The organism is Amphibacillus xylanus NBRC 15112 (assembly GCF_000307165.1).
Taxonomy (GTDB): Bacteria; Bacillota; Bacilli; order Bacillales; family Amphibacillaceae; genus Amphibacillus; species Amphibacillus xylanus.
The window spans coordinates 2,326,351-2,339,069 of sequence record NC_018704.1; the positions used below are offsets into that span (position 1 = coordinate 2,326,351).

General features: G+C 35.6%; 11 protein-coding genes. 6 read left to right on the top strand and 5 right to left on the bottom strand.

Annotated elements, in window-relative coordinates; genetic code table 11:
* Positions 1-67 precede the first annotated feature (67 nt).
* Together ahpC and ahpF are read left to right on the top strand one after the other, a co-directional pair.
* Positions 68-634, top strand: coding sequence for an alkyl hydroperoxide reductase subunit C (gene ahpC / locus AXY_RS11125; RefSeq protein WP_015010915.1), 567 nt, complete (start codon positions 68-70; stop codon positions 632-634).
* Positions 635-648: 14 nt separating this feature from the next.
* Positions 649-2,178 carry an alkyl hydroperoxide reductase subunit F gene (gene ahpF, locus AXY_RS11130; RefSeq protein WP_015010916.1) on the top strand — a complete coding sequence of 510 codons (1,530 nt, stop codon included), beginning with the start codon at positions 649-651 and terminating at the stop codon, positions 2,176-2,178.
* 60 nt (positions 2,179-2,238) lie between these two features.
* On the opposite strand, the gene AXY_RS11135 is transcribed toward ahpF, so the two are convergent.
* Positions 2,239-3,171: an SDR family oxidoreductase gene (locus AXY_RS11135; protein WP_015010917.1), complete on the bottom strand. Its 933-nt coding sequence runs from the start codon at positions 3,169-3,171 to the stop codon at positions 2,239-2,241.
* Between the two features lie 127 nt (positions 3,172-3,298).
* On the opposite strand from AXY_RS11135, the gene AXY_RS12920 reads away from it, so the two are divergent.
* Positions 3,299-3,469, top strand: coding sequence for a hypothetical protein (locus AXY_RS12920; protein WP_015010918.1), 171 nt, complete (start codon positions 3,299-3,301; stop codon positions 3,467-3,469).
* A gap of 103 nt (positions 3,470-3,572) precedes the next feature.
* The gene (locus AXY_RS11140; protein WP_015010919.1) at positions 3,573-4,757 is read left to right on the top strand and encodes a DUF4317 domain-containing protein; all 1,185 of its coding nucleotides are present in this window, start codon (positions 3,573-3,575) and stop codon (positions 4,755-4,757) included.
* A gap of 79 nt (positions 4,758-4,836) precedes the next feature.
* Here AXY_RS11140 and ald read toward each other — a convergent pair whose 3' ends face one another.
* The 4 genes from ald to nadC all read right to left on the bottom strand — a co-directional run bounded on the left by ald (position 4,837) and on the right by nadC (position 9,851).
* Positions 4,837-5,949, bottom strand: a complete 1,113-nt coding sequence (gene ald / locus AXY_RS11145; RefSeq protein ID WP_015010920.1) for an alanine dehydrogenase — start codon at positions 5,947-5,949, stop codon at positions 4,837-4,839.
* A gap of 253 nt (positions 5,950-6,202) precedes the next feature.
* A complete protein-coding gene (locus AXY_RS11150; protein WP_015010921.1) occupies positions 6,203-7,909 on the bottom strand; it encodes a DUF2207 domain-containing protein in 1,707 nt (568 codons plus the stop codon).
* A gap of 127 nt (positions 7,910-8,036) precedes the next feature.
* A complete protein-coding gene (gene nadA / locus AXY_RS11155) occupies positions 8,037-8,996 on the bottom strand; it encodes a quinolinate synthase NadA (RefSeq protein WP_015010922.1) in 960 nt (319 codons plus the stop codon).
* A gap of 15 nt (positions 8,997-9,011) precedes the next feature.
* Positions 9,012-9,851, bottom strand: coding sequence for a carboxylating nicotinate-nucleotide diphosphorylase (nadC, locus tag AXY_RS11160; RefSeq protein WP_041450374.1), 840 nt, complete (start codon positions 9,849-9,851; stop codon positions 9,012-9,014).
* A gap of 353 nt (positions 9,852-10,204) precedes the next feature.
* Here nadC and AXY_RS11165 point away from each other — a divergent pair, with 353 nt between their 5' ends.
* Together AXY_RS11165 and AXY_RS11170 are read left to right on the top strand one after the other, a co-directional pair.
* Complete coding sequence (locus AXY_RS11165; RefSeq protein WP_041450187.1) at positions 10,205-11,284, top strand: glycoside hydrolase family 11 protein; 1,080 nt, start codon at positions 10,205-10,207, stop codon at positions 11,282-11,284.
* A 168-nt stretch (positions 11,285-11,452) separates the two neighbouring features.
* Positions 11,453-12,697, top strand: a complete 1,245-nt coding sequence (locus AXY_RS11170) for a hemolysin family protein (RefSeq protein WP_015010925.1) — start codon at positions 11,453-11,455, stop codon at positions 12,695-12,697.
* Positions 12,698-12,719 lie beyond the last annotated feature (22 nt).

The window sequence follows — 12,719 nt, forward strand, 5'->3', positions numbered from 1 at the left end:
TTGAATAACACTATCTATTAAAAAGTGTTATCTATCAATAATTAAAATATTAAGGAGGAAGATGATTATGTCACTTATTGGAACAGAAGTACAACCATTCAGAGCTCAAGCTTTCCAAAGCGGAAAGGATTTCTTTGAGGTAACAGAGGCAGATTTAAAAGGGAAATGGAGTATTGTAGTATTTTACCCAGCAGATTTCTCATTTGTTTGCCCTACAGAATTAGAGGATGTTCAGAAGGAATATGCTGAACTGAAAAAATTAGGTGTTGAGGTTTACTCTGTATCAACAGATACTCACTTTGTTCACAAAGCATGGCATGAGAACTCTCCAGCAGTTGGTTCAATTGAGTACATTATGATTGGTGATCCATCACAAACAATTTCACGTCAATTTGACGTTCTTAACGAAGAAACTGGTCTTGCAGATCGTGGAACATTCATTATTGATCCTGATGGAGTAATCCAAGCAATCGAAATTAACGCTGACGGTATCGGCCGTGATGCGAGTACATTAATTAATAAAGTAAAAGCTGCACAATATGTGCGCGAAAATCCAGGTGAAGTTTGTCCTGCTAAATGGGAAGAAGGCGGAGAAACATTAAAACCAAGCTTAGACATCGTTGGTAAAATTTAAGGAGTCTGATGAATATGCTAGATAAAGATATAAAACAACAACTTGAACAATATCTAGCTCTATTAGAAAACGATATCGTCATCAAAGTAAGTGTTGGTGACGATAAAGTTTCTAAAGATACACTTGAACTTGTTAACGAAATTGCTGACATGTCTTCAATGATTTCAGTCGAAGAAACGACTTTAGAGCGAACACCAAGCTTTAGTATTAATCGTAAGGGTGAACCAGATAGTGGTGTTGTATTTGCAGGTATTCCACTAGGTCATGAATTTACATCACTCGTTCTTGCCTTACTACAAGTTAGCGGACGCGCACCTAAAGTTGAAGCATCTGTAATTGATGCAATTAAAAAGGTTGAAGGCAAGCATGACTTTGTAACTTACGTTAGTTTAACATGTCAAAACTGTCCAGATGTTGTTCAAGCGCTTAACTTAATGAGTGTAGTTAATCCAAACATTACACATACGATGGTCGAGGGATCTGCTTTTAAAGATGAAGTAGATCGACTAAATATTCTTGCCGTTCCATCTGTTTATTTAAATGGAGAGTTCATGGCAAGTGGCCGTATGACAATTGAAGATATTTTAGGTCATCTAGGAAGCGGTATCGATGCTTCTGAGCTTAACGAAAAAGATCCATTTGACGTTCTTGTAATCGGTGGTGGACCTGCCGGTGCAAGTTCAGCAATCTATGCTGCTCGTAAAGGGATTAGAGTTGGTATTATTGCTGATCGCTTTGGCGGTCAAGTTATGGATACACTTGGGATCGAAAACTTTATCGGTACAAAATATACTGAAGGTCCTAAGCTAATCTCAGAAATTGAGCAACACGTTAACGAGTATAATATTGACGTTATGAAAGGCCTTCGAGCTCATAACATTGAGAAGAAAGATCTATTCGAGGTTCAACTTGATAACGGTGCTGTTCTAAAGAGTAAAACAATTATTCTTGCAACTGGTGCACGTTGGAGAGACATTGGCGTTCCAGGTGAAAAAGAGTATAAAAATAAAGGTGTAGCATATTGTACACACTGCGATGCCCCACTGTTTGAAGGAAAACACGTAGCTGTTGTTGGCGGTGGAAACTCTGGTATTGAATCTGCATTAGATCTTGCAGGTATCGTTAAACATGTAACTGTATTTGAGTTTATGTCAGAGTTAAAGGCAGATGCAGTACTACAAGAAAGACTACGTAGCTTACCTAACGTAGATGTAATTCTAAATGCACAGACAACTGAAATCACAGGTGATGAAACAGTTAAAGGTATCTCTTACATTGACCGCACAACAAACGAAGAAAAACATGTTGAGTTACAAGGTGCATTCATCCAAATTGGTCTAGCTCCTAATACTGAGTGGTTAGGTGACACAGTTGAGCGAAATCAAATCGGTGAAATTGTCATTGATAAGAAAGGTCAAACGAGTGTACCAGGTATTTTCGCTGCTGGTGACTGTACTGACACGCCTTACAAGCAAATTATTGTATCTATGGGTGCTGGTGCAACTGCCGCACTTGGCGCATTTGACTATCTACTACGTAATTAAATTAAAACATGAGGATCGAAATTCGATGCTCATGTTTTTTATTTAGATATTTATTCTCAATTAAGCTAACCTTTCTCCCCCATTTGGATGTAACACTTGCCCCGTCATGAATCGCGAATCATCAGAAGCAAGAAATACATATGACGGTGCAATTTCAAATGGCTGAGCCATTCGCTTCATAGGATTTTGTGAACCAAAGATTGCAACTTCATCAGCGGAAAAGCTTGATGGAATTAACGGCGTCCAAACTCGACCAGGTGCAACTGCATTGACCCTAATGCCATCTTTAATTAAACTGTTTGCTAATGCACGCGTAAAACCGATATTAGCAGCCTTTGTTGCAGTATAATCAATCATAAGCGGATCCCCTATTTCAGTTACAACTGAGCTCGTATTAATAATCGAGCTACCCGGCTTCAAATATGGGATTGCAGCTCTCGTAACATAAAAATGTGCATATATATTAACTTTCAATGTATCATCAAATTGCTGATCTGTAATGTGTAATAAACTAGGTTGTTGAAATTGAATCCCAACATGATTGACTAGTATATCTAACTTGCCAAATTGCTGAACAGTTTTCTCAACAATTAGAGTACACTGCTCTTTTTTTCTTAAATCACCGGCTAATAATAAACATTGCTTTCCTAACGCTTCAATTCTATTCTTTGTCCGATTCGCATCACCATGTTCGTCTAAGTATGAAATAGCAATATCGGCCCCCTCTTTTGCAAAAGCAATTGCGACAGCAGCACCAATTCCACTATCACCTCCTGTAATCAACGCAACTTTACCTTGTAACTTTCCACTCCCTTTTAGAAATTCATTTTCAACAATCGGTTTTGGATCCATAAACTTCTCAAGTCCTGGTTGTCTGAATTGCCGTTGTTCAGGTACACTTAAATGAATATCCTCATATTTGGTTACCAACCCATAATACGGATATAGCGGATATGGTGTTGGATTCAGATCTTTTTGGTTGTTTTCATCCATTAGGCACCCCCCCATTTACTAAGCTATATTACTTTATGATCTGAGAAGCTTTTTGTGTAATCTTTTTATATATTCAAGTACATCATCCCTTTTCATGAATAGAATAATAAAAAAAGGGGTGTTGATCATGACTCACTATTACTTTCCAGGTGCACAATTATTATTATTTAATGAAACAAATCAAACAGTTGATGTTCTTTATAATGACAATCCTTATCCATTTATTCTGGCTTTAATCGGTGAACGACCACCATATTATATGGATCCCGTTTTTCAGGAGACATATCCAATCATTTAACGATTCACTGCATGAATGACTAACAATTTACTTTCTATGATAATTTTTCTCACCTTAATTTAAGCGAAATATGTTAACATCGTATAAGTTAGGGGGAGAAAAAATGAATAAAAAAGATATCGCTGAAATCCGTCGACAATTTAAAAAGAATAATGATTTATTAAAGATCAATGAAATATTTAATGTTTATGTTATGAAAGAATCTAGTGAAATCTATCATCAGCAAAGTCAGCCCTTTGAAATGCTTGATCCAGATGAACAAGAATTATTTCTAACTAATTTTAAAAAGGTGCTCTCAGGACAAATCGATGAAAAGCTCTTTGAACTTAAATTCCAAAAAGATATTGAGTACTCAAGTCAACTTATACTGCATCAAGGCTTAATAACTGATGATCTTCATGAATGGAAGTCTCAGATGATCGCGCTTGTAAATAAAATGCTACAAATCAAACAGTATGAAATGGACATTGTTATGACATTTATTAAGGGTGAATATGTCAAGCCTGTTAAAAGGGACAATAATGAGGATGAAGAAAGTCCGTATAACACATTACATGCACATACATTTATCTTAGCTAGCATTAATCAGACGCAAGAGCCGAAAAAGGAATTACACTTTGATTACATCGAGAAGGTATTTAAATATCATTTTGTCGTAGATCCTGTAATCAATTTGCAAAAGCCAATTGGCGGATTTTTATTCCCTTGTTTTACAGACCTTGTTGCAGATGTTAATCGAGTATTATACTCTGCACCAAAAGCGAATGAACCGGATGAAGATTTTATTGATGGTGTGCTTAACGCTGAAGAAACGATTACGGCAAAAGAAGATAAAATTATCTTTGAAGAGGTTGTGCGTGATGCGATCGGGCATGAATTAAATACAACGAAGTTAGCAAATATTTATCAAGAAATTAACCAAGTCGTTGAGGAAGATAACGAAGATACTGCAACACTAGATTATAAAGATATCGAAGCAGTTCTTAAGCATAGTGGTGTTGAAAATGTCACACTTGAAAAGGTTGAAAGAGCCTTCAGTAATGTTATTGATGATCCCGGATATGAATTAAAAGCAAAAAATATTGTACCTAAATACAATTCAAAATCAATAAAAATTAATACTAAAGTTGCGAATATAGCTGTAAGTCCTGAAGACTTACATCATGTGAGGCAAATTCATTTTGGTGGTAAACGCTATTTAATGATTGAAGTAGATGAGGAAACAATCATCGATGGTTTTACGATGGTACCCGAAGTATTCGGACATAAAGTTGAAGACGAGTCCTAAAATAACTAACCGCACATATAAAGCTAGCCATGCAAGTGCTAGGTCGATATATGTGCGGTTATTTTTATTTATGCATTCACTAAACTAGCTTAGCGAAATCTCGGTATTCCATATTAAGTGCTTCGGCTACACCCTTATTTGTGATATAGCCACCGTAAGTGTTAATACCTGTATAAATCATATTACTCTTTTCAGCAGCATTAACAATACCTAGATTAGCTATTTCAATTGCGTGTGGAACAGTAACATTTGTTAATGCAGTTGTAGCTGTCTTAGGTACAGCACCAGGCATATTCGGAACAGCATAGTGAATAACGCCATGCTTAATATAAATCGGATCATCATGTGTTGTAATCCGATCCTCCGTTTCAAAAATACCACCTTGATCTACTGCGATATCTACAATTACTGAGCCTGGCTCCATTGATTTTACCATTTCTTCAGTTACTAACTTTGGTGCTTTTGAACCTGGAATAAGTACAGCACCAACAACAATATCTGCATCTTTAATCGCATTGGCAATATTCACTTCATTAGACATCAATGTAATGACATCAGTCCCGTGAGTATCCTCAATTTGTTGTAGTACCTCAGGCTTTACATCTAAGATCGTCACATGCGCGCCAAGGCCACGAGCAATTTGAAGTGCATTTTGTCCAGCAACTCCTCCACCGATAATGACGACTTTTCCGTTTCTAACGCCAGGGACACCACCAATTAATTTTCCTTTTCCTTGTTGAGGACTTTGTAAATAAAATGAGGCGATTTGAACTGAAATACGCCCTGCAATAACACTCATTGGCATCAGCATTGGTAAATCATCCTTCGGTCCAACCATTGTCTCATAGGCAATCGCTGTAACTCCCGATTTCACCATTTCCTCTGCTAATTCTGGTTCATTTGCCAAATGGAAATAAGTAAAAATCATTAATCCTTCTCTAAAATACTTATATTCACTTTTTTGCGGTTCTTTCACTTTCATAATTAAGTCAGCTGACCATACATCTTCAGCTTTTTCCATAATCATTGCACCAGCATTTCGGTATTCTTCATCTGTAATATCTGCTCCAATACCAGCACCTGATTCAATTAAGACTTCATGATTGCTTTGTCGTAATAGTGCTACTCCTGTTGGTGTAATAGCAACACGATTTTCGTGAGCTTTTATTTCCTTTGGTATTCCTATTTTCATATTCTGTTCTCCTTCTTTCTTAGATGGAATAACTACATGAGAATTAAAGTAAATATTATTGTATATGTTAACACTTTAGTATTCCTCATACCAGCACAAAAATATGCTCATTTTAATCGCTAGTTCACTATAGTGTCATATTTTCCAATAGCTATTAAATTCATCGGAATATTAATAATATTCATTAATTATAAGCTTAACAAATATAGACATAATTTTAAACTAATTAGGGCTTTGTATAGATCGATCCAGTTTAGCGGACTCCGCCACCGCCACCACCAAATGATCCCCCACCTCCACCAAAGCTAGTCGTGCCACCACTTCCCATCGATGTTTGATGACTCGTTACTGCTTGATCGTATCCAGATGAAAAACCACTAGAATAAAGACTTAATAAATAAATGTTTGAATAGTTAAAGTGATGAGTCACAAAATAGTCAGGTTCAACTTCCTGAAACTTCTCAACAAATGGCTCAACTAAATTGTAAAGACTAGCCCAAATAATGATATCTTCATTAATATTCTGTTGCTGTAAGCTGACTCGATCTAATGAAAGTAGTTCATTTAAATAATTTTCAAACTGGATTAAGTGATTATATAAATCTTCTCCCTGATAAGAAGATTTAGTCACTTCCGCTCTAAAATTACCTAAGAAATAGACATCTTCATTATATAAATAGCCACGATCAGTTAATGTGCGCTTAGATTCATAAGGTAAACTAGCTTTAAGCTCAGTGATTTTATCGTAATTTTTCTCTGCCCAACGGGTGACGTCAGAAATGTCAACTACCCCGTAACGATCAGCTGCTGATAGAAGAATATCAAAAAATTGCTGTTCTAATTCCGGTGTATTTGAATCTAATAACTGTACTTTTAATTTCAATTTATCTCCGTTCGCTTCATTAGTATTGAGTTGAACAATATAGCCTTCTTTAAGCCATTTCAAAAGAAAAGCATTAAAGTAAGCTTCCATGTCTCCTTTGCCATGTTCTTGCAATAGGTAGGCAACATCAAGTATGTTCCCTTCCGAATAGGGAATTTCTCGATAAACTTTTCCTTCATTCATTTCCGTTCTCTTGATTCCTGTGATAAGAGGATTTGCAGCTCGAATCGCTTTATTTCGTTTCGCTGTATAAATCGATGCAAAAATGACAATTAAAACCCCGAGTCCCAAGAATGAACATAGCAATATGACAGCAACTATATCAGTAGTATCATCTTCATTTTGATAACTGTTATTCTCTAACGCTTGATGGTTCTGCTCAGCTAAAGTTTGATCCCAAGATAGTGTTGGTTGAAATGGTTGGTCTAAAAATTGCATATATACCGTAATATGATTTCTTCCGGTTAATGGTTGATTAGACCAACTAACTAATTGACCATCTTCTAAATATATTTCGCCATCATAACCAAAGCCCCAGATTTTCGTTAGTTCTGGATCAAAATAATTTGGCCCTGTAACTGTAATAGAGAATTTTTCTGGAGGAAGATTGTTTCGACCTTGAAATAAACGCCAAAGCATACTTTGGCCATCTTTTAGTTGGCGGACCATTCCGCTAATCGTATAACGTACCGTATATTCATGATCACCATATTCACCAATGCCCCAAGATATTTCATACCCTTCATCTGTAGGGATTAAACTATATTTACCTGATTTAGCTTCTCGACTAGCATTAATATCCCAGTTTTCCTGATAAATAAATGATTCTCCATAGTCACTGACAAACACATCTGTTATCTCAGATCCTTCTAGTTGTTCAAAGACAATATACACTTCAGTTCCTTCTGTTAAATGCATGTGTCTCTTTTCAGTCACTATTCCTGAGCCATCATGTTGTAATTCAATTGAATAATCTAGTGTTGGCATTGAATTCGCTTCTAAGTCTTGACTAAATAAGATGAAACCAAATAAAGCAATTATTATTACCGAGATTATTTTAATTTGACTTTTATACATTCAATCAGCTCCAGACTCTAATCATTTCCTTTATTATATAGGAAAAATTAACCGAAAGGTGGATTTTGAAGAAGATCATTAAAAAAAAGCCACTTTAATTGATAACAATTAAAGTGGTACGAGTTAATTATCCGATTGAAACCATTCGATCAATTGCATGTTTTGCTTTACGGGCTATTTTCTTCGGTACAGTAATGATATGTGTATTATTTTTTAATGACATTAAAACTTTCTCTAGAGTGATCATTTTCATGAACGGACAAACAGCTTCTGGATTAGCTGCGATAAATTGTTTATTAGGATTTTGCTTTTCCATTTGATGTATGATACCCACCTCTGTCGCAACTATAAACTGCTCAGCATTTGACTTATTTGAGTAGTCTAACATTTGACCTGTTGACAGAATATGTGTCTTTTCTTGAGGTAGTATACCTTCAGCTTTTAAATACATACTTGATGTTGAACATCCGCATTCTGGATGAATAAGCAGATCTGCATCATTATGGTTTGTAAAAACTTCTGCAACTTGCCCTGGTCTAATCCCTGCATGAACGTGGCATTCCCCTTGCCATATGTACATATTCTCTCGACCTGTTTCTTTTTTTACAAATTCACCCAAAAATAGATCTGGCAAAAATAAAACTTCTTTTTTTTCTGGAATTGAGTTGACGATCGCCACAGCATTAGATGATGTGCAACAATAATCACTTTCTGCCTTCACCTCTGCAGATGTATTAACGTAGGAAACAACAACTGCTTCTGGATGTTCTCTTTTCCACTTACGAAGCTGATCAACAGTGATTGAATCAGCGAGTGAGCAACCTGCCTCCAAATCAGGCAGTAAAATGGTTTTCTCTGGATTTAAAATCGCTGCAGTCTCTGCCATAAAATGAACACCACAAAAGACAATCACATCAGCTTCTGTATTCAGCGCAGCCCGAGCAAGTGCTAAAGAGTCACCTAACACATCTGCAATATCCTGAATTTCAGGAATCTGATAATTATGCGCTAAAAGGATCGCATTTCTCTTTTTCTTTAACTCAATTATTTCCTCGACAATAGAATTCTTTTTATCGGTAATAATCATAACCAAAACTCCCCCTTATGGATCAATTAATAAATTTGCACTTATATCCAACGCTTGATACGAATGTGTTAAAAACCCTAGTGAAATATAATCAACACCTGTGCCACGATAGGAAGCTAAATTGCTTAACTGAATCCCTCCTGATGCTTCTGTAACGATCTCTTTAGGGACAATGCTAACTAACTTTCTAATCTGCTCTGGTTGGCAATTATCAAACATAATGACATCTACCTTTGCGTCAACCGCTTCGATAACCTGTTCCATCGTTTCAGTTTCTACTTCAATTTTAATCATATGACCAACCTGTTTTTTAACCTGCTCAACTGCCAGTTTAATTGAGCCTGCATATTCAATGTGATTATCTTTAATCATCACCCCGTCATATAGACCAGAGCGATGATTAAATCCACCACCACAACGAACCGCATACTTTTCTAACATTCTTAAGCCAGGAGTTGTTTTTCTCGTATCGCAAATTTTAGTTTCAGAGCAATTTAACTTTTGAACCGCTTGATTCGTTAATGTTGCCACCCCGCTCATACGTTGAATTAGGTTCAAGATGACTCTTTCTCCTTTTAGTAAATCTCCAACATTTCCTTTTATAATCGCTAAAACTTCTCCTTTCTTTACTTGTGAACCATCTGATATATTTAATTCAATCTCAATTGATTCATTAAGTAGAGGGAAACCGACCCTGATAATATCAACCCCAGAAAAAATACCTGTCTCTTTTGCCATAATGACTAATCGCCCTTGATTTTGTTTAGGGATAATTAAATCTGTGGTTCGATCACCTTCACCTAAGTCTTCAAGAAAAAAGTTTTCCAGCATTCTTTTAAGTTTTAGTTTATTCACAATCATTAGCACTCCCTTTACCCACTCATCTGTCTTGTCACCTATCTTTACATAGTTTCTAGTACATTTCAAGTCTTTTCTGTTAATCTATAAACCATTGCTAAAATAGATAAGACCATACTTTTAGGCTACCACCATACTACCATATATTTACTTTTTAAAGTTTTCCCTTTAATTTGTAAGTGTTTTTCCAATTTATTTACTTTTTATTCTCAAAAATAGGTTATAGTTGACTTGAGTAGTCTTGGGGAGCGTTTACAAAGTAAGTGGAGGTGAACTTGTTCAAAAATCTATTGATTGACTACTTACAGAAGCATCTGATCAAAATCCCAAAAAATAAGGAGGAAAGACAGTTGAAACGAATTAGAAAACCACTGTTGGTCGGTATTTTAGTTTGTTTAGCACTAGGATTATCAGCAATCACTGTATTTGCCGCAATAACTAACAATGAGATTGGCACACATGATGGCTATGACTATGAATTTTGGAAAGATTATGGTGGTTCTGGTAGTATGACACTTAATAGTGGGGGAACTTTTACTGCCCAATGGAGTAATGTTAACAACATCCTATTCCGTAAGGGTAAAAAGTTTGACCAAACACAAACACACCAACAAATTGGCAATATGTCAATTGACTTTGGCGTAAACTATCAGCCTTCCGGAAACTCTTATTTAACAGTATACGGTTGGACAGTTGATCCATTAGTTGAATATTATATTGTTGATAGTTGGGGGAATTGGAGACCTCCTGGAGCAACACCAAAAGGGACGGTTTATGTTGATGGTGATACGTACGACATTTATGAGACGACACGATACAATCAACCATCGATTATCGGTGACACAACTTTACAACAGTATTGGAGCGTAAGACGTAACAAACGTACAAGCGGGACAATCTCAGTAACAGATCACTTCAATGCTTGGGAAAGACACGGTATGCCAATGGGTAAAATGTATGAAGTTGCTCTAACGATCGAAGGATATCAGAGCAGCGGTTATGCTGATGTCTACAGAAATGATCTCCACATAGGTGGTAGTGGCGGAGGTGGCACACCAGGTAATGGACAAGTGACACGAATCGAAGCTGAAACAATGTCAATTAATGGCCCATATGCTGGACCAATAAGTTCTCCATTTGATGGTGTGGCTCTTTATGCAAATAACGACTCAGTGAAGTTCACTCATTATTTCGACAGCAATAACAACAGTTTTTCATTGCGAGGTGCTTCTAACAATAATAATATGGCACGGGCCGATTTAAGAATTGGTGGACAAACTGTCGGTACATTCTATTATGGAGATCATTATCCTGCGGTCTATACAATTAATAACGTTTATCACGGTACGGGATTCCAAGAAGTTGAATTAATTGTAACTGCAGATGATGGCACTTGGGATGCCTTTATCGATTATTTAGAAATTCACTAATATCGCTCATATTTTTATGGTTCTAGCAATATATTTTGCTAGAACCGTTTTTTTACCCTCTAAAATATTCCTTTTAAAATTATGATATTTATTCCCTATTTTTATTGAGTAGTGTATAATAAAAATAACTAACTATATTTTATTGGCAACAATAAGGAGGAAATTTTAGTGATCTTTCCGATCATCTTTTTATTATTCGCTTCTTTTTTCTTTTCTGGAAGCGAAACGGCACTAACGTCAACAAATCGTATTAAATTGCAAACTAAGGTTAAAAATGGTGATAAAAAATCTGATCAGTTACTTAAATTAGTTTCACGTCCAAACGAATTTATTACAACAATTCTTATAGGAAACAATATCGCAAATATAATTTTACCTGCTTTAGTAACTACTATTGCTATTGAACATGGTTTTAGTGTTAGTGCTGCGACAGCCGCTTTAACTGTTATCATTATCCTAGTAGCTGAGATTATCCCTAAATCAATTGCAGCAGCATTTCCGGAAAAGGTAGCATATTTAGTTTATCCGATAATCAACTTAATCATTATCATTTTAAAACCGATAACGTTTGTGATTAATAAATTAACTGATTTTATTACTTATACATTATCTAAAAATGAACCAGAAACAGTTTCTGTTTCAAAAGAGGAACTACGTGCTATTATTGATATTGCAGATTCAGAAGGTATGTTAGAAAGAGATGAGTCAAATCGAATTAAAGGTGTACTAGACTTTGATAATTTGAATATTAAAGACGTTTTAAAGACACCACGAATTGAAATCATCGCAATTCCCTATACAGCAACCTTTGATGAAGTACAAGAAGTTATTATTACTAACCAATTTTCTCGATATCCTGTTTATGATGAAGGGATTGATAATATTATTGGTGTTCTTCACGCTAAAGACTTAATTCGCTGGTCAATGAATCCTAGTCAACCCTTAATTGAGATAATTGACAATGAACCTCTGATAGCTTATGAGTTTCATTCTGTTGAACGTGTATTCAGACAAATGACTAAAGAGAAGAAGCACATGGCTATTGTCCTAGATGAATACGGTGGGACTGAAGGTATTATTACACACGAAGACATTATTGAAACAATGATAGGATTAGAAATTGAGGATGAGACGGACTTAGAAGGAAGCTTGCTAATTGAAAAATTAACCGATACAGAAATTATCTGTGACGGGAAAATTACCCTTCACCATTTAAACTCAATTTTTGGGACAGATATTCCTGAAGATGATGACGTTTTAGCCGCATTTTTATTAAAAACGATTAACAATATACCTGAAGAAAATAAAGTCATTGACATTGATGATTTAACTTATAAAATATTAAAAGTTAATGGTCGAACAATAGAGCAAGTTCAAATTATTAAACGATTGGAAGAATTAGAAGAAGAATAATATTATTTTAAGATGGTGACTA